Source organism: Streptomyces sp. NPDC046860 (assembly GCF_040645115.1).
GTDB lineage: Bacteria > Actinomycetota > Actinomycetes > Streptomycetales > Streptomycetaceae > Streptomyces.
In genome coordinates this window covers 74,846-92,660 of record NZ_JBEYXQ010000002.1, presented here as the reverse complement: position 1 = coordinate 92,660, position 17,815 = coordinate 74,846, and the positions used below count along the sequence as shown (strand labels likewise).

The following is a 17,815-nucleotide window of genomic DNA, read 5'->3' as shown; positions in this document are numbered from 1 at the left end:
AAATTCTGACGTATGTGGCCGGGAGCCTCGAGTCGGTAAGGCGCTTCATTGCAGCGCAAGTTGACGTGAGGGAAGTGTTGCTGCCACCCGACGCCAACACCTCTGCGAGGTGGAGCTAGTGGCCGCGGACCAGGGGAGCGTCGGGGCGTCAGAGGGATTGCCGACTGATGTTTTGGCGGGCTACCCAGGCGGAGCGGGGCCGGCACGGGCGGAACATAGCCGACGGTCCCCAGTTAGCCAAACCGGCGATCGTGACGACCATTGAGGGTGTTCGCCCGTGGCTGTGCTTGGCGGTGGAGCCGGTGCGGACGTAGTGGGTAGTGCCGGATATTCGCGCATCCATCGGAGGTGTGCGTCGCATCTCGGAGGATGCCCCCCAGGGTAAAAACGTCCCTAACTCTCAAGGTGATATTAATGGCTCGTCCTCCGGCGTTGAAGCTTGCCGAGGTTCTTACGGAGATTCGCATGAGCCATTCGGCGTTCTACCGAATGCGTGCTCGCGGACAAGCACCCCGCATGATCAAGCTACCCAATGGCGAACTCCGTTGCCGCCGCGCGGATTTGGACGCCTGGTGGGACGCGTGTGAGAAGGAGTCTGATACTTGGCGATGAGTTACAACGTCCGTTTCTGGGATATACGCGAGCGCCCTGGGCGGCGCAATCGTTACCAGGTGCGGTGGACGGTCAATGGGCGCGAGAGGTCAGAATCGCTCAGTACTGCTGGGCTCGCTGAGAGCAGGCGGGCGAAGCTCATGACCGCGGCGCGCGAGGGGGAGCCGTTCGATGAGCACACGGGTCTGCCAGCGTCCGAGCTGCGAGCTATCAAGCAGCGGACGACGTGGTATGACCTCGCCCATGAATATCTAGACCAACGGTGGGATCGCACGCCAGGAAACACCCGCCGCACCCTGGCCGATGCTCTCGCCACCATCACGCCTGCCCTGGTGCGCCCTGACGCAACCTATTCGGATCCGCGGGTGCTGCGGCGCGCCCTTTACGCGTGGGCGTTCAATAAGAACGCGTGGGACCAAGAGCCAGCCGGGGAGTGGCGGGAGGCGCTGGACTGGATGAGGCGAAACTCGCTGCCCGTCGGTGCTCTCGCGGAAGCTGACGTGCTGAGGCGGGCGCTGGACGCAGTGTGCCGCAAGCTGGACGGCAAAGCGGCCGCGGCCAAGACGGCACGGCGCAAGAGGGCCGCGCTGAACGAAGTCCTCAACATCGCTGTCGAGAAGGGGTACTTCTCGGAGAATCCTCTCAACGGGCTCAGGTGGAACGCTCCGGCGGTCAACGAGGAGGTGGACCCGGCTGCCGTTCCTAATCCTGCCCAGGTTCTCCGCCTGCTCGCGGCGGTTGCTGAGCAAGGTGGGCGCGGACCTCACCTTGAGGCGTTCTTCGGCTGTATGTACTACGCGGCCATGCGACCAGCGGAGGTCATTCACCTTCGGCATGAACAGTGCCACCTGCCCAAGACGGGTTGGGGGATGCTCAATCTGTCGGGTGGAGTCGTCATCGCGGGAAAGGAGTGGACGGACGACGGTGCAGTGCACGAGGTGCACTCGCTCAAGCGGCGTGCGGCTACCGCGACTCGGCCTGTGCCCATCCCGCCGCAGTTCGTGCGTATCCTCCGTGGTCACATCGAACGGTTCGGCGTGGCACCGGACGGCCGACTGTTCCGAAACCAGGCTGGCAACTATGTGGACCCTGCCGCATACGGCACCACGTGGGCTCGGGCGCGGGAGCGAGTCCTGACCCGGACGGAGCGCGCCTCCGGTCTGGCCAAGCGGCCCTACGATCTCCGGCATGCCGGGATCTCGTTCTGGCTGTACTCCGGTGTGGACCCGGCCGAATGTGCTCGTCGCGCGGGCCAGAGCATCGAAGTCCTCTTCCGCCACTACGCCAAGTTCCTGGACGGCGTCCGGGAGCAGGCCAACCGTCTCATCGAGGAGTCCATGCAGGAGTGGGATCGCGTCAGCCAGGGCGCGGCCCCCACGGGGTGAGCCGGGATCTGGACCGGAAATAGACCGGAAGAGCTGGTCAGGAGCGGGATGGTCGTGGGATGAACTGGGAGTTACAGCACAAACCAGTCCTTGCCCTGAGTGGGGCGAGCGAAAGGCGCCTGACGGGTAAAGGCCCAGGTCAGACGCCTTTTCTCGTGTGTCTAGAAGAACCCGAGCTTCTTCGGCGAGTACGACACCAGCATGTTCTTCGTCTGCTGGTAGTGCTCCAGCATCATCTTGTGCGTCTCGCGGCCGATCCCGGACTGCTTGTAGCCACCGAACGCCGCGTGGGCCGGGTAGGCGTGGTAGCAGTTGGTCCAGACGCGGCCCGCCTGGATCGTACGGCCGGCGCGGTAGGCGGTGTTGATGTCGCGGGTCCAGACGCCAGCGCCGAGACCGTACAGCGTGTCGTTGGCCATCTTCATCGCGTCGTCGAAGTCGCCGAAGGACGTCACCGAGACGACCGGGCCGAAGATCTCCTCCTGGAAGACCCGCATACGGTTGTCGCCCTCGAAGATGGTCGGCTGGACGTAGTACCCGCCCTTGAGCTCGCCGTCGTACTCGACGCGCTCGCCGCCGGTGAGTACCTTGGCGCCCTCCTGACGGCCGATGTCCAGGTAGGAGAGGATCTTCTCCAACTGGTCGTTGGACGCCTGGGCGCCGATCATCGTGTCGGTGTCGAGAGGGTGCCCCGGCTTGATCTGCTGGGTGCGGGCGACGGCCGCCTCCAGGAAGTCGGTGTAGTGCCCGCGCTGGACGAGCGCCCGGGAGGGGCAGGTGCACACCTCTCCCTGGTTGAGCGCGAACATGGTGAAGCCTTCGAGGGCCTTGTCCCGGAAGTCGTCGTCGTGTGCCCACACGTCGTCGAAGAAGATGTTGGGCGACTTGCCACCGAGCTCCAGCGTGACCGGCTTGATGTTCTCGGAGGCGTACTGCATGATCAGCCGCCCCGTCGTGGTCTCGCCCGTGAACGCCACCTTGGCCACCCGGGGGCTGGAGGCCAGCGGCTTGCCCGCCTCCACGCCGAAACCGTTGACGATGTTCACCACGCCCGGCGGCAGCAGGTCCGCGATCAGGCTCATCCAGTAGTGGATGGACGCCGGGGTCTGCTCGGCCGGCTTGAGGATGACCGCGTTGCCCGCCGCGAGCGCGGGCGCCAGCTTCCAGGCCGCCATCAGGATCGGGAAGTTCCACGGGATGATCTGCGCGACGACTCCGAGCGGCTCGTGGAAGTGGTACGCCACCGTGTCGTCGTCGATCTCGCCCAGCGACCCCTCCTGCGCGCGGATCGCCCCCGCGAAGTAGCGGAAGTGGTCGACGGCCAGCGGGATGTCCGCCGCCAGCGTCTCGCGGACCGGCTTGCCGTTCTCCCAGCTCTCGGCCACCGCCAGGGCCTCGAGATTCGCTTCCATCCGGTCGGCGATCTTCAGCAGGATGTCCGAACGCTCCGTCACCGACGTGCGGCCCCAACCGGGTGCGGCCGCGTGCGCCGCGTCGAGGGCCCGCTCGACGTCCTCCGCCGTACCTCGCGCGATCTCGGTGAAGGGCTGCCCGTTGACCGGTGACGGGTTCTCGAAGTACTGCCCGCGCGCGGGCGGGACGTACTCCCCGCCGATGAAGTGGTCGTAGCGCGGCTGGTAGGAGACGATCGAGCCCTCGGAGCCGGGCGTCGCGTAACGGGTCATGCTGGCAGGCCTCCCGGTGCAGCGCTGCCCGCCATTGGGCAGCTCCCGTCGTGAGGCTAGACGGGCGGACGTTGCGAGTATGTTGCACCGCTGGTCACCCGGAGTGTCCGACGGCCATGCGGGTGCCGGCCCGGCGTACCGGGTGCTGCCAGCTCTGCCTCCAATGCCGCGAGCCGTGCCCGCACCGGACCGGTCGGCCGCACGGCGGCCAGGGCCCGCCAGACCGGCAGGTCGTGCTCACCCCAGGAAGCGTGAGCCCAGTCCGCGAGCAGGTCAGGATCGCCGCGAGCGATCAGCGCCGTCCGCAGGGCCAGGGTGAGCCGACGCCGCAACCGCACGACAGCGGGCGCCTGGGAACCCGGCAGCAGCGGGCCCCGATACGCCCGTACGGCGGCCGTGAGCGCACCCGTCTCCAACTGCCGTTCCACCAGGTCCGCATCGCACTCGACCGGCAGCGCGAGCCGGTAGGGCCGGGACGCCAGCAGCCCGGGCGGCAGCAGCGGACGCAGCCTCGCCAGCTCGGCGCGCAGCGTCACTGGTGTCACCGACTCGTCCGCGTACAGCGCGCACAGCAGCTCGTCCCCGGTCATGCCCTCGGGATGGCGGGCCAGGAGCACGAGGATCTCACTGTGCCGACGGCTCAGCGTGATCCGGCGACCGCCGCCCGGCCGGAGTTCCGCCTCGTCCCGGCCGAGCCCGCTCAGCGTCATGCCGTCCTCCGCCCGCCCCCGCGGAGTGAGGAGGCTGAGCTGCGACTCGGCCGCGCGTGCCACCGCCTGCACGAAGCCCAGGCTGTGCGGATGAGCCAGACCGTCCCCTCCTGTGATGTCGACGGCTCCGAGTACCTGACCGGTGTGGGGGTCGTGGATCGGCGCGGCCGCGCAGGTCCACGGCTGTACCCGCCGTATGAAGTGTTCCGCCGCGAAGACCTGCACCGGCCGGTCCACCGCCACCGCCGTGCCCGGCGCGTTGGTCCCCACCGCGGCCTCCGACCACCGCGCCCCCGGCACGAAGTTCATCCGGTCCGCCAGTCGCAGCGTCGTCGGATGTCCCTCGACCCACATCAGCCTGCCGTGCGCGTCGCACACCGCCAGCAGATGCGAGCCGTCGGCGGCGAACGTGCCCACCAGTTCCCGGACCAGGGGCATGACCCGGGCCAGGGGGTGCTCGGCGCGGTAGGCGCCGAGGTCGTCGTCGGTGAGCTCCACGTTCGCCGTGCCGTCGGGCCCCACGCCGGCCCGCGCGCTGCGCCGCCATGACTCGGCCACCACCGGCCGGACCGGACGCGGAACCGTGCCGACGGTCGTGAAGGTCTCATGGGCCCGGCGCAGTACCCGGACTCTCTCGTCTGGGTCGGCTCCAGGTTCCAGAGCCACCCACTGATCGGTCAACTCGTCCTCCCTGTGAGGCAGTCACCCGGGTCATCGTCACGCCTGGACGCCTCGCGGACAACCGGGGCGGCGTGAGGTCAGGAGAAATTGACAAGTCTGAGGTAGCGGATCCAGTCCCAGTGCACTCCGGGGTCGGTGTGGTCGGTGCCCGGGACCTCGAAGTGGCCGATGACGTGCTCCCGGTCCTTGGGGATGCCGTACTTGTCGCAGACCGCGGCCGTCAGCCTGGCGGACTGCTCGTAGAGGGCGTCCGTGAAATAGGCGGGCTCGTCCACCCAGCCCTCGTGCTCGATGCCGATGCTGCGGGTGTTGTAGGACCAGTTGCCGGCGTGCCAGGCGACATCCGCCTCCCGGACGCACTGGGCGACGTGCCCGTCCGCCGAGCGCACCAGATAGTGCGCGGACACCTGCTTCTCGGGGTTCCGGAAGATGCCGAGCGTGTCGGTGTAGGTCTCCTGGGTGACATGGATGATCACCCGGTCGATCGTGTAGGCCGTCGGGCGGCTGGACGCCGTGTAGTTGCCGCTGTTCGCGGGCTGCCACTCGCCGGCCGGATAGTCGACCGCCGTCTGTGCGGCCGCCTGGGGGCCGGGGAGCAGCGCGTAGGGGAGGGCGGCGAGTGCCGCGCCCTTCAGGATGCCGCGTCGGGTGAGGTGGGTACGGGGTCGGTTCGTCTCCATCGCCGGCTGCCCTTCAGCAGTGTGAGGTGGCGCCCGCCGTGGTGGGGCGGCGGGTGCGTGTACGGGTGCGCGGTCCCCGGGCACCCCTGGTGGACGCGTCGCGCGTGGCGGGCGGTACGGACAGCTCAGAGGTGTGGTTGCGCGGGTATGGCTGACAGGGTGTCAGCTACTTCCGGCCGGGACCAGGAATGGCCGTGCTGGTGTCGGTCCTGTCGCCGTGCGCCGGTCGATGTCACGTGCGTGTCTCCCCCGAAGTCTGTGTCCCGCTGTCGCCCGACATGAGTGCGGACTGTGCCCGCAACGCTCGCGGCAGAGGGTTGCGGCTCGCGTGAATCACGTTACGGGGCGGATGAGTTGGCCAGAAGGCCGAGAGTCGAGTCCGTGGACAGACGGCGGAATGTGGATATGTCGGCCACCCGTTCGAGGGGCTTCAGGGGGCAGCGGGCGTGGCGGGACTCCAGCACGGGCATCCGCCGATGTGTCAGGACCGTTCAGCCACCGTCGCCGGATCGTCGAGCACGGCCCGCACCGCCGAGTGCGCGGCGCCGAGCAGCGGGCCCTGCGGGCCCAGCTCGGAGACCGCCACGGGACATGCCGGGCCGGCGGTACGGCCGCGCAGCTCAACTTGGAGAGAAGGGAGCAGCCATGGGGAAAGGGCCGCCAGCGCCCCGCCCAGGACGACCGTGTCGGGATCGAGGAGGTTGACCGCGCCGGTCAGAGCGATGCCCAGTGCCTGGCCCGCCTGGTCCAGTGCCTCGCGCACCGCCTCATCGCCCGCCTCGGCCCTTTCCGCGAGCACTCCCACCACGTCCTCGCGGGGCTCCATCCCGGCCGCCCGCAGCACGGCCTCCTCCCCGGCGTACTGCTCCAGGCAGCCGCGTCCCCCGCACGGACAGGCCGGACCGTCCGGCCGGACCGGCACATGACCCAGCTCGCCCGCGAAACCGCGGGTGCCGCGCAGCAACTGCCCGTTCACGACGATCGCCGCGCCGATACCGATCTCCGCTGACACATGCAGGAAGTCGCCCGGCGTGCCGGCGCCGAGCCACAGCTCCGCCAGGGCGCCGAAATTGGCCTCGTTGTCCACCGTCACCGGAACCCCCTCGGGCAGCAGGCCGCCGAGGTCGACGTCGTGCCAGCCGAGATTGGGGGCGCGCACCACCGTACGGCCGTCGCGGGCGACCAAGCCGGGTACGGCCACCGCCAGCCCGGAGATCCAGAGCCCCTCCTTCTCCGCCGTGACCGTGACCTCACGGGTCAGCCGGATCAGTTCCCGAGCCACGGACCGAGGGGAGCGAGCCCGGTTGGAGCCGCGCCGCACGGCCTGGGCGCGCACCACGCCCTGGAGGTCGACGGCGCACACCGCGAGGTGATCGACGCCGATCTCCGCGCCCAGCCCGGCGGGGCCGCGACCGCTCACCGCGAGCGCGGAACCGGGCCGCCCTACCCGGCTCGGCCGTTCGGGCCCCAGTTCCTCCAGCAGGTCCCAGCGGACCAGTTCATCCACGAGGGACGACACGGCGGCGCGCGTGAGACCGATGTGCGAGGCGATCGAGGCCCGCGACAGAGGGCCGTCCGAGCTGACGGTGTGCATGACCCGGGCCAGGTTGCGCCGACGCATGCCCTGCTGTGTGTCCGGCAGGGTGCGTGCGTTCCCCGTCGTGCGGGTGTCGTGCGGTGGTGCGGTCATGCCTCCGTCGATCCTCGGTGTTCCATGGTCGGGAGCGCGGTTCGTGGGTCGGTCGGTCTCACGCCTGTGGGGCCTTGGGGCTCGCGCTTCCCGGTGGAGTGTCCATCGGTGCCGGGCGCGCTCAGCGGGAGTCCGCTCCTCGCTCCAGAAGCGCGGACGCGTCGGAGACTACCCCGGCGATCCGGGCCAGGGCTTCTTCGTCCCGTTCCACGGCGTCCAGGACCTGCCCCTTCGTCGTGTTCCAGCGGCGTGCCACGGCCGCCGGGGCCTCGCCGGTCAGGAGCCCGGCCGCCTGAGCGGCGGCGCCGAGCGCGACCAGTTCCCCCGCTTCGGGGATCTGCACCGGCCGTCCGGAGAGCCGTCGGACCGTCTGCTGCCAGGCCGTTCCGCGGGCGCCGCCGCCGATCAGCAGCAGCGGAGCGGTGCGGTCGGCGTCCGGGTCGAGGACCAGGTCTAGCGCGCCGAGCAGCGAGTGCACCGCCCCGTCGTAGGCGGCCTGGAGCACCTGACCGGCCGTCGTGTCATGACGCAGGCCGTGCAACAGGCCGGAGGCGTGCGGCAGGTTCGGGGTGCGCTCCCCGTCCAGATACGGCAGCAGGGTGACCGAGGTGCCGGGCTCCACGGCCTCACGGTCCAGGCCGAGCAGTGCGGCGAGCCGGTCCACGGCGAGGGTGCAGTTCAACGTGCAGGCCAGTGGCAGCCAGTCGCCGTGCGCGTCCGCGAAACCCGCCACCGTGCCCGTCGGATCGGCGGGCCGGCGCTCGGACACCGCGTACACCGTGCCCGACGTGCCGAGGCTGAGCACCGGGGTGCCGGGCCGCAGCCCGAGCCCCAGCGCGGCGGCCGCGTTGTCCCCGGTTCCGGGCGCCACCAGCGTGCCCTTGGAGAACGGCAGGTCATGACTGTCGCGCACGGTGCCGGCCACCTCGCCCGGCCGCACCACCCGAGGCAGCAGAGCCTGGTCGAGTCCCACGTGCTCAAGGGTCTCCACGTCGTACGACTCCGTCGCGGACGCCCACCAGCCGGTGCCGGAGACATCGCCCCGGTCGGTGGTGCCGAGGCCGGTGAGGCGTTCGGTGAGGTAGTCGTGGGGGAGACGCACGGACTTCGTCGCACGGACCGCGTCCGGCTCGTGCTCAGCGAGCCACGCCCACTTCGTCACCGTGAACGACGCGCCCGGCACGCTGCCCGTGCGCTCCGCCCAGGCGTCCGGGCCGCCCAGTTCCTCCACCAGGCGGCGGGCCTGCGGGGCCGAGCGGACGTCGTTCCAGAGCAGGGCGGGGCGGACCGGCTCGCCGTGCGCGTCGAGTGTGACCAGACCGTGCTGCTGGCCTCCGATCGACACCGCGGCCGCCTCGTGCGCCGCCTCGCCGCACTGGTGCAGAGCCTCGCAGAGCGCGTCCCACCACTGGCGCGGATCGCTCTCGCGTCCGGCACCCGACGTCACCGTGTGCGCGGCCTGGCCACTCGCCACCACGCGCCCGGTGGAAGCGTCGACGACCAGTGCCTTCGTGGACTGGGTGGACGTGTCCACCCCGACGACGAGCGGACCCTCGGCTGCTGACATCGGGCTCTCCCTGTTCCGCGGTGTCATCGACCGGCAGCGACGCCGTCCGTCGATGGCGCTCCGGTGCCGAAGACCTCTGGTCTTCCCAGGGGCGCTTCCGCATACTAATTTGTAAACGGCCATGACGAAATAGTCGTACGCACCGAGGAGCCGCGGCATGAACTACCAGCCCACCCCCGAGGACAAGTTCACCTTCGGCCTGTGGACCGTCGGCTGGCAGGGGAGGGACCCGTTCGGCGACGCCACCCGCCGCGCCCTCGATCCGGTCGAGTCGGTGCAGCGCCTGGCAGAGCTCGGCGCGCACGGAGTGACCTTCCACGACGACGACCTGATCCCCTTCGGTGCCTCCGAGGCCGAGCGCGAGTCGCACATCAAGCGCTTCCGCCAGGCCCTGGACGCGACCGGCATGGTCGTGCCGATGGCCACCACCAACCTCTTCACGCACCCCGTCTTCAAGGACGGCGCCTTCACCGCCAACGACCGCGACGTACGCCGCTACGCGCTGCGCAAGACGATCCGCAACATCGATCTCGCCGCCGAGCTGGGCGCGCGGACCTATGTCGCCTGGGGCGGGCGCGAGGGTGCCGAGTCCGGTGCCGCCAAGGACGTCCGGGTGGCCCTGGACCGCATGAAGGAGGCGTTCGACCTCCTCGGCGAGTACGTCACCGCCCAGGGCTACGACCTCCGCTTCGCCATCGAGCCCAAGCCGAACGAGCCCCGCGGCGACATCCTGCTCCCCACCGTCGGCCACGCCCTCGCCTTCATCGAGCGCCTGGAGCGTCCGGAGCTGTACGGCGTCAACCCCGAGGTCGGGCACGAGCAGATGGCCGGGCTGAACTTCCCGCACGGCATCGCGCAGGCGCTGTGGGCGGGCAAGCTCTTCCACATCGACCTCAACGGTCAGTCCGGCATCAAGTACGACCAGGACCTGCGCTTCGGCGCCGGTGACCTCCGGGCCGCCTTCTGGCTCGTCGACCTCCTGGAGCGAGCCGGGTACGAAGGACCGCGCCACTTCGACTTCAAGCCGCCGCGGACCGAGGACCTGGACGGGGTCTGGGAGTCGGCCGCCGGATGCATGCGCAACTACCTCATCCTGAAGGACCGCGCGGCCGCCTTCCGCGCCGACCCGGAGGTGCAGGAAGCCTTGCGCGCCTCGCGTCTGGACGAGCTGGCGCAGCCCACCGCCGCGGACGGCCTGGACGCCCTGCTCGCCGACCGCTCGGCCTACGAGGACTTCGACGTCGACACCGCCGCCGCGCGCGGCATGGCCTTCGAGCGACTCGACCAGCTGGCCATGGACCACCTGCTCGGCGCACGCGGCTGAGACGTGCGGGAGCGCAGCGCACGCGCGTGTGGTCGGCCGTCCGTGGCCGACCACACGCGCGTCGCCATTCCCGGACGCGGCCGCGAGCGCTGGTGCGGCGGGTCGCTGACGGTGGGTGCGGGTACTCGTGCTCCTGGGCGGGGTCCCGGTGCGAACGGCGTCTCGGGGTTCCTCAGGGTCGGAGTCCAGGGATGTCTCAGGGGCCAGGGCCGGAACCGTGGCGGCCTCGGGGCCGTTTTCCATGCAGAGAACGGCAGCGGTCGTGACGAAGGAGGCGGAGCGCATGTCCAGAAACACGAAGATCGCCGTGGGCGGTGTGGCGGTCGGGCTGATCCTGCTCATATGGCTGCCCTGGTGGGCGGCGCTCCTGATCATGGTGGGCGTGCCCGCCGCCGCGTACCTGACCCTGGACCCCTCCCAGCGGCGTCGGCTGCGCCGGGTCGCGCGCAAGGAGATCGGCCGCTGAGCGGACGGCTCGATCCTGCTGTGCGGCGGGGACCGGCACCTGGCCGGTCCCCGAGTCAGATCGGACGTACGGCGATCTTGTCCAGCCCTTCCAGCAGGCCGGGGAGTTCCGGCCCCCGCCCCACGGGGATGACCTCACCGGGCTTCGCGTCCAGCAGGACGAACGCGATGTCGTCGGTGCGGGCCACGATCGACCAGCCGGGACCGTCGGCACGCAGCATCCGCGCATCACCGGACGCGAAGGCGGAGCGGACGCGCCCGAGGGGCGGCGGGGCATCGACATAGGCGCGTGCCTCGGCCAGCACCTGCCGGACGCCCGGCTGACCGGACTCGGCAGGGGGCTCGGCCTCGCCCTCCGTACCGTCCTCGACCTCCACCTCGGCTTCGGTCTCCGCTGCCGGTGCGGCTCCGGGAGGCCGTGAGCCCGGCAGGACATCGGCGTCATCGAGCCGGCCCCGCCACTCCGCCCACTGGAGCGCTATCTCGTCCGCGCCGAGCCGCCGCTGCGCCGGACCCCAAGTGCTGGTGTCGGGCGGAGCGAGCGGAGGCCGGTCGGTGGCACCGGGATCAGGGTCGTGCGGAGCGGGCACGTCGGGTGCGGCCACGGCGACCGCCAGGGGCCAGCCCGGCAGGGCCGCCACGAGCGTGCGCTCGTCCGGTGACAGCTCGTGCTCCATGCCGCAGTCCCAGGAGGCGATCGCCACCGCCACCAGGGAAACGTCGTCGATGACGGCGGTCCACCGGGCCCCGTCACCGTCCTGCCCGAGGACCAGTCCGTATCCGTCGGCCAGCGGCGCCAGGCCCAGCGCCGCGCAGGCGGCGGGGTAGTCGTCGCCCAGCACGCTCGGGAACTGCGCCGGTGTCAGCAGCACCGCCGTCAACACGTACAGCGCTTCTTCAGCAGCAGCCACGGGTGCATCGTCCGACCCGGCCATCCCAGCCTCCCCGGTGGTTCGTCCGTCGGCGCGCACCCTAGTGCGCGGGGGAGAGGCTTGTCACGACTCCGTGCACCGGGCGGAACTGCGGTTCTCCTCCGGGGAGCAGGGCCGCCCGCCCTCCGTTCGACCGGAGTCCGCCTCAGTCCACCGGCAGGCCGAGCAAGTCGCGTGCTACCGCCCGGGGAGTCATGGAACGCTCGCGGGCCAGCGCGACGACGGCCCGGCTCGCCAACTCACCGACACCGAAGGAGAGCGCCTCCGGCGACACCCACGACGACGCCTCGTCCACTCCGTCCTGATCGTCCTGCGCACGAGCCGTCACATAGGCGGCCGCGGCCTCGAAAATGTTGTGTCCGCGCTTCTTCCGCTCGACGGGTACTTCCCCGCGCGGGGAAGCACCCAGGCGGACGGCGTACTTGCGCAGCATGTCGAACACGCGAACCACCTTCTCCCGGGCCCGGGGTCTCGCCCATCGCACATGTCTTCTCACTCAAAGTAGAGTTGAGAATCCAGCGGCATAAGGGGACAGCACGGTGAAGCGCTTCGAGCGGCTCGATCGGATACGGCGGATGGACCCGGTGGCCGACGCGGCGGAGATCTACCGCCTCAGCGCCGCCTTCGAGTTCCCCTGGGACTACACGCGAGCGCTGGAGCTGGCCCTCTACCGCACCTACGCCGTCCCCAGCATCGGGCGACTGCTCGCGGAGACGGCGGAGCTGACCGAACGTTCGCAGCGGCGGTACGACGACACCGTCCTCCTGCTGGACGCCGTGATGGAGCACGGATTCGCCGCTGAGGAGGCCCGTACCGCGATCCGGCGCATCAACCAGATGCACCGCGCTTACGACATCAGCGACGACGACATGCGTTACGTGCTGTCGACCTTCGTCGTCATGCCCAGACGCTGGATCGACGCCTACGGCTGGCGGCGTCTGTCCCGGCACGAGATCGTCGCCGCCACGGAGTACTACCGCACTCTCGGGCGGCACATGGGCATCCCCGGCATCCCGGAGACGTTCGAGGAGTTCGAAGCGCTCCTCGACGCGTACGAGGCGGCGCACTTCGGCTGGGACACACGGTCACGCCAGGTGTCCGACGCGACGCTCGGCCTCATGACGTCCTGGTATCCGCGACCGCTCGCCCCGCTGCTGAGGACCGCCACGCTCGCCCTCCTCGACGAGCCGCTGCTGCGCGCCTTCCGCTACGAGGCACCGAGTGCACGCGTCACCGCCCTGGTCCGCCGTGCCGTACGGACACGCGGACGGCTGGTCCGGCTGCTGCCACCCCGCCGGGTCCCGCATTTCGCGCGGCAGAACCCGGAGATCAAGAGCTACCCGGAGGGCTGTCGCACCGCCGATCTGGGCACCCACCCGGTGCCGGGGATGGGCGGTTGCCCGGTGAGACAGGTGAAGCCGACCGGCACGGTGGAGTGAGGGAGAGCCGCGCGCTCGACCGCCCCTGCGAAAGCGGTCCGCGGCGCACGCGCACAGGACGGTGCGGAGGAAGCCGCCGGTGCGTGCTCAGGACTCGCGCAGCGCCAGCGCGAGGAAGTAGCCGGGATCGTCCACGTACGACGTCATGCGCCACCCGGAACGAGCCAGGAGGGGGCCGAGGTTGGCCTCGGCGCGCAGGTCATCCGGGGTGAGCTGCCTGCCCTGACGGGCGGCCAGCGCGGCCCGGCCGATCGGGTGGAACAGTGCGAGCGTGCCGCCGGGCCGCACCACGCGGGCGAGTTCCCGCAGGTTCTCGCCCGGCTCCGGGAGGTGGGCGATCAGGCCCGCCGCGAACACCGCGTCCAGGCACTCCGGGCCCAGGGGCAGCGCGGTGACGTCGGCGAGCACCAGGGCGCCGTCCTCGTCCCGGCCGGCCCGCGCGGCGGCTTCGAGCATGGCCGGGGTCAGATCGGCCCCGATCACCAACCCGGCAGCCCCCACGGCGGCGCGCAGCGAAGGAAGCGCACGGCCCGTCCCGCAGCCCGCGTCGAGCACCCGGTCGCCCGCGCTCAGCCCCATGTCCGCCGTGGCGGCCGCATAGGCGGGACCGTCGTCGGGAAACCTGTTGTCCCAGTCGGCCGCCCGTGCGGTGAAGAACTCCTGCACGTGCGTGTGATCGTCACTCATGCTCCGATGATCTCGCACCTGTCGCGTCGACGCCGCACGCGCGTGGCTAGGCCGCGTTACGGTCCTTTCACCACAGCTCCACGTCATGTTCGGACACGCGCTGTGTCATGTTGTGACAGCTTTCGAAACGCGCCCCTTCTGCACGCCCCTGCCGCGACTAGCGTCCGGTGGCCATGGGACATCTTGACCACGCGGCCTTCGGATGGCTGACTCCGGCGCTCTCGTACGCGATGGCTTGCATCGGCGCCGCACTCGGCCTGCGCTGCACGGTCCGCGCGCTGGCGACGACCGGCCGGGCGCGGCGCAACTGGCTGATCACGGCCGCCTCGGCGATCGGGACCGGAATCTGGACCATGCACTTCGTGGCCATGCTCGGCTTCCGCGTCGGCGGTACCGACATCCGCTACGACGTGCCGCTGACGATCCTGAGCCTCGTCGTCGCCATGGTCGTCGTCTGCGCGGGCGTCTTCGCCGTCGGCTACGGCAAGGACCGCAACCGCGCCCTCCTGGTCGGCGGGCTCACCACGGGCCTCGGTGTCGCCAGCATGCACTACCTGGGCATGGCCGCCGTTCGCCTGCACGGAGACGTGGCCTACGACCCCGTCCTCGTCGGTCTTTCGATCGTGATCGCCGTGGTCGCCGCGACGGCCGCACTGTGGGCGGGCCTCAACATCAAGTCCCCGCGCGCGGTCACTCTCGCCTCGCTCGTCATGGGGGCGGCGGTCAGCAGCATGCACTACAGCGGCATGTTCGCCGTGAGCGTCCACGTCAGCCCCTCCGGCGCGACCCTGCCCGGAGCCACGGCCATGCAGTTCATCTTCCCGCTGGCCGTGGGCCTCGGCTCCTACCTCTTCATCACCTCGGCCTTCGTCGCCCTCTCTCCCACGGCGGACGAGCGCCAGGCGTCGGCGACGGCCCAACGCCCCGTCGAGAGTGCCGCCCGCTAGCGCCGGCCCCGCCCCGAAGCACCGACCCACTGCCCGAGCGAGGAGGCCATGAGCCCACCCCGAAGCACCCCGAAAGCCGGGCCGCCGGCCCAGTCCCCGACCCCGCTGCGCGGCCGACGCGCGCACGCCGGGCCTCCGGCCGACGAGGACGCGGACGCCTTCCTCGACCTCGCACCCGACTACATGCCCCCACGCGCGGGCCGCTGGCACATGCGCCCGCGGACCGTGCGCGCCAAAGTGGTCTGCCTTCTGATGGTGCCGGTGGTGTCCCTCCTCGCGCTGTGGGCGTACGCCACCGTGACCACCGCCCAGGACGTCTCCGAACTGCGCCGCTCCCAGCGCGTCGACGCCGAGCTGCGCACTCCGGTCGCGGCCGCAGTCGCCGCGCTGCAGGCGGAGCGTGCCGCAGCCGTACGGTACGCGGCCGGACCGGACGCGGCGCGCGGGAACGAACTGCGCGGACTCGCCTCCACCACCGACCGGGCGGTGGCCGGGCTGCGGCTCGGCGACGACAGCACCGTCGCCGCCGGACAGCAGCTCCCCGCCGGGGTCGGCGACCGCCTCGAGAGCTTCGTCAGCGGCGCCGAGCAGCTCCGCACGCTGCGCACCGCCGTGCTCGACCGCGAGGCGGACTGGGGCAAGGCGTACGACCGGTACACCCGGACCATCGACGCCGCGTTCGCCGTGGACGGTGCCCTCTCCGGCATCCAGCGGGCCGACGTCGGCTCCGACGCGCGCGTGCTCCTCGAGTTCTCCCGGGCCGCCGAAGCGCTGGCCCAGGAGAACGCTGTCCTGGGCAGCCTGCGTCCGGGCGACGAGCTGCGCGGGCAGCGGCTTCGGCTGCTGGACGGCGCCGTGGCGAACCGGCGCGCGCTCACCCAGGTCGCCGTCGCCGACCTGCCCGCCGCCCAGCGTGCCGCCTGGAACCGTGTCGCCCACGGCGGCGCGTACCTCGCGCTCGCCGCCACGGAGGACCGTTTCCTCGACGCGGGCTCCGGAGCCAAGGCGGTCGACACGGCACCCGGTTCGGCCTGGGCCACCGCCCACGCGCGCGTGCAGGCGGACATGAGCACCATCGCGGCCGGCACGAGCCGGTCGGTCGCCGGCCGGGCGGACCCCTTCACGCACGGACTGCTGAGTCCGGCCGGAGCCGCCGTGATCTTCGGCCTGGCCGCGGTCGTCGCCTCGCTCGTGATCTCGGTCCGGATCGGACGCGCCCTCGTGGTCGAGCTCGTCAGCCTGCGCAACGACGCTCTGGAGATCGCCCGCCGTAAACTCCCGGCGGCCATGCGGAAACTCCGTGCGGGCGCGGACATCGACATCCGCGCCGAGGCCCCCGCGGGCCCGCCCGCCGAGGACGAGACCGGCCAGGTGGCGGAGGCCCTGACGACTGTGCACCGGGCCGCTCTGCACGCGGCGGTGGAACGCGCCGAACTCGCCAACGGCATCTCCGGAGTCTTCGTCAACCTGGCCCGCCGCAGTCAGGTACTGGTCCACCGGCAGCTCAGCCTGCTCGACAGCATGGAGCGCCGTTCGGAGGACCCGAACGAGCTGAGCGACCTGTTCCGGCTCGACCACCTCACCACCCGCATGCGGCGTCACGCCGAGAGCCTGATCATCCTTTCCGGAGCGGCACCCGGACGGGCCTGGCGCATGCCGGTCTCCCTGACGAATGTCGTACGCGCCGCCGTCTCCGAGATCGAGGACTACGCGCGCGTGGAGGTCCGCCAGCTCCCGGAGGCGTCCGTCATCGGAGCCGCCGTCGCCGACCTCACCCACCTGCTCGCGGAACTGGTCGAGAACGCCGCCCAGTTCTCACCGCCCCACACGCGTGTGCGCGTGTCCGGCGAACCCGTCGGCAACGGCTATGTGCTCGAGGTGGAGGACCGGGGCCTCGGCATGGGCACCGAGGCCCTGGTGGAGGCCAACCGCCGTATCGAACAGTCGGAGGCGCTCGACCTCTTCGACAGCGACCGCCTCGGCCTCTTCGTCGTCAGCAGGCTGGCGGCCCGCCACGGCATCAAGGTGCACCTGCGCACGTCCCCCTACGGCGGTACGACCGCCGTGGTGCTGCTGCCGACCGCTCTGGTGCACCAGGGCGCCTCGGAGCAGCCCGCCGCCGAGCCTCCGGCGCGGCAGGAGCCGGAACGCGAGTACGCGCGCGTGCCCGACCTGCCCGCCTCCGTTCCCGTCCCGGCGGCCGTGAGCACACCGGCCGAACGGCCCGCGCTGGCCGCGACCGTGCGCCCGCCCGCCGATCCCGTTCCCGACACACCGCCTCCCGGAGTCACCACCTTGAGGCCCCACCGTCCACCGACCGACTCCGCGGCCTCGGACGACCTGCCGCGCCGCGTGCGCCAGGCCAGCCTCGCGCCCCAGCTCCGGCAGGAACGTCCCGCCGAACCGGAAGCCGACCCGGAACCCGAGGACGAGGAGGGGCGTACCCCCGAACTCGTACGGGACCGCATGGCGGCCTACCGCGACGGCTGGGTCCGGGGTGGCGGTCGCCGCCCCGGCAGCGAGGCACCGGAGCCCGTCACGGGCAGCGACAGCACCGAAGGAGAACCCGCATGATCCAGCAGCCGAACACGACCGAGAGCCAGCGATCCGGCGAACTCGACTGGCTCCTGGACGATCTGGTCAGGCGGGTCGGCGAGGTGCGCCACGCCGTCGTGCTCTCCAACGACGGTCTCGCGGTCGGAGCCTCCACCGGCCTCGGCCGCGACGACGCCGAGCACCTCGCGGCCGTGGCCTCCGGTTTCAACAGCCTGGCCAAGGGCACGGGACGCCACTTCGGCGCCGGCGGGGTCCGTCAGACCATGGTGGAGCTCGACGACGCCTTCCTCTTCGTGGTCTCCGCGGGGGACGGTTCCTGCCTCGCCGTCCTGACGGCCGCGACCGCCGACATCGGCCTGGTCGCCTACGAGATGGCCCGTCTGGTCAGACGCGTCGGCGAACACCTCTACACGGCGCCGCGTGCCGGGTCACGGCCGCCCGCAGCGGGCTGACCG

The 17,815-nt window shown here is 71.1% G+C and carries 16 protein-coding genes; 8 read left to right on the top strand and 8 right to left on the bottom strand.

What is annotated here, in order from left to right:
* The first annotated feature begins 414 nt into the window (after window positions 1-414).
* Complete coding sequence (locus tag ABZ898_RS03840) at window positions 415-612, top strand: DNA-binding protein (protein WP_356401247.1); 198 nt, start codon at window positions 415-417, stop codon at window positions 610-612.
* A complete protein-coding gene (locus ABZ898_RS03835) occupies window positions 609-1,997 on the top strand; it encodes an integrase (protein WP_361652440.1) in 1,389 nt (462 codons plus the stop codon). The genes ABZ898_RS03840 and ABZ898_RS03835 overlap by 4 nt, the downstream gene beginning before the upstream one ends.
* Window positions 1,998-2,158: 161 nt before the next feature.
* Here the strand turns inward: ABZ898_RS03835 and adh are convergent, their stop codons facing one another.
* The 5 genes from adh to xylB all read right to left on the bottom strand — a co-directional run bounded on the left by adh (window position 2,159) and on the right by xylB (window position 9,010).
* Window positions 2,159-3,682: an aldehyde dehydrogenase gene (gene adh / locus ABZ898_RS03830; RefSeq protein WP_361652438.1), complete on the bottom strand. Its 1,524-nt coding sequence runs from the start codon at window positions 3,680-3,682 to the stop codon at window positions 2,159-2,161.
* Between the two features lie 56 nt (window positions 3,683-3,738).
* A complete protein-coding gene (locus ABZ898_RS03825; RefSeq protein WP_361652436.1) occupies window positions 3,739-5,073 on the bottom strand; it encodes a GAF domain-containing protein in 1,335 nt (444 codons plus the stop codon).
* Between the two features lie 77 nt (window positions 5,074-5,150).
* Window positions 5,151-5,753, bottom strand: a complete 603-nt coding sequence (locus ABZ898_RS03820) for an N-acetylmuramoyl-L-alanine amidase (protein ID WP_361652434.1) — start codon at window positions 5,751-5,753, stop codon at window positions 5,151-5,153.
* Between the two features lie 481 nt (window positions 5,754-6,234).
* Window positions 6,235-7,443 carry an ROK family transcriptional regulator gene (locus ABZ898_RS03815; protein ID WP_361652432.1) on the bottom strand — a complete coding sequence of 403 codons (1,209 nt, stop codon included), beginning with the start codon at window positions 7,441-7,443 and terminating at the stop codon, window positions 6,235-6,237.
* Window positions 7,444-7,564: 121 nt separating this feature from the next.
* Window positions 7,565-9,010 (bottom strand): xylulokinase, encoded by a 1,446-nt coding sequence (gene xylB / locus ABZ898_RS03810; RefSeq protein ID WP_361652430.1) that lies wholly within the window; start codon window positions 9,008-9,010, stop codon window positions 7,565-7,567.
* 157 nt (window positions 9,011-9,167) lie between these two features.
* On the opposite strand from xylB, the gene xylA reads away from it, so the two are divergent.
* Both xylA and ABZ898_RS03800 read left to right on the top strand, forming a co-directional pair.
* Complete coding sequence (xylA, locus tag ABZ898_RS03805; RefSeq protein ID WP_361652428.1) at window positions 9,168-10,334, top strand: xylose isomerase; 1,167 nt, start codon at window positions 9,168-9,170, stop codon at window positions 10,332-10,334.
* 283 nt (window positions 10,335-10,617) lie between these two features.
* The gene (locus ABZ898_RS03800) at window positions 10,618-10,800 is read left to right on the top strand and encodes a hypothetical protein (protein ID WP_361652426.1); all 183 of its coding nucleotides are present in this window, start codon (window positions 10,618-10,620) and stop codon (window positions 10,798-10,800) included.
* A 55-nt stretch (window positions 10,801-10,855) separates the two neighbouring features.
* Here ABZ898_RS03800 and ABZ898_RS03795 read toward each other — a convergent pair whose 3' ends face one another.
* On the bottom strand, window positions 10,856-11,734 hold the full coding sequence (locus ABZ898_RS03795; protein WP_361652424.1) for a hypothetical protein: 879 nt from the start codon (window positions 11,732-11,734) through the stop codon (window positions 10,856-10,858).
* Window positions 11,735-11,876: 142 nt separating this feature from the next.
* Entirely contained in the window at window positions 11,877-12,164 is a 288-nt protein-coding gene (locus tag ABZ898_RS03790; RefSeq protein ID WP_361653100.1) for a hypothetical protein, read from the bottom strand.
* Between the two features lie 106 nt (window positions 12,165-12,270).
* Here ABZ898_RS03790 and ABZ898_RS03785 point away from each other — a divergent pair, with 106 nt between their 5' ends.
* Entirely contained in the window at window positions 12,271-13,170 is a 900-nt protein-coding gene (locus ABZ898_RS03785; protein WP_361652421.1) for an oxygenase MpaB family protein, read from the top strand.
* Window positions 13,171-13,257: 87 nt separating this feature from the next.
* Here ABZ898_RS03785 and ABZ898_RS03780 read toward each other — a convergent pair whose 3' ends face one another.
* Window positions 13,258-13,857: a class I SAM-dependent methyltransferase gene (locus tag ABZ898_RS03780; RefSeq protein WP_361652419.1), complete on the bottom strand. Its 600-nt coding sequence runs from the start codon at window positions 13,855-13,857 to the stop codon at window positions 13,258-13,260.
* Window positions 13,858-14,030: 173 nt separating this feature from the next.
* Here ABZ898_RS03780 and ABZ898_RS03775 point away from each other — a divergent pair, with 173 nt between their 5' ends.
* Genes ABZ898_RS03775 through ABZ898_RS03765 form a run of 3 tightly spaced genes read left to right on the top strand, consistent with a single transcriptional unit; the run spans window position 14,031 to window position 17,812 of the window.
* Complete coding sequence (locus ABZ898_RS03775; protein WP_361652417.1) at window positions 14,031-14,804, top strand: MHYT domain-containing protein; 774 nt, start codon at window positions 14,031-14,033, stop codon at window positions 14,802-14,804.
* Window positions 14,805-14,852: 48 nt separating this feature from the next.
* The gene (locus ABZ898_RS03770) at window positions 14,853-17,378 is read left to right on the top strand and encodes a nitrate- and nitrite sensing domain-containing protein (RefSeq protein WP_361652415.1); all 2,526 of its coding nucleotides are present in this window, start codon (window positions 14,853-14,855) and stop codon (window positions 17,376-17,378) included.
* Window positions 17,375-17,812: a roadblock/LC7 domain-containing protein gene (locus tag ABZ898_RS03765; RefSeq protein ID WP_361652413.1), complete on the top strand. Its 438-nt coding sequence runs from the start codon at window positions 17,375-17,377 to the stop codon at window positions 17,810-17,812. The genes ABZ898_RS03770 and ABZ898_RS03765 overlap by 4 nt, the downstream gene beginning before the upstream one ends.
* The last annotated feature ends 3 nt before the right edge of the window (window positions 17,813-17,815 follow it).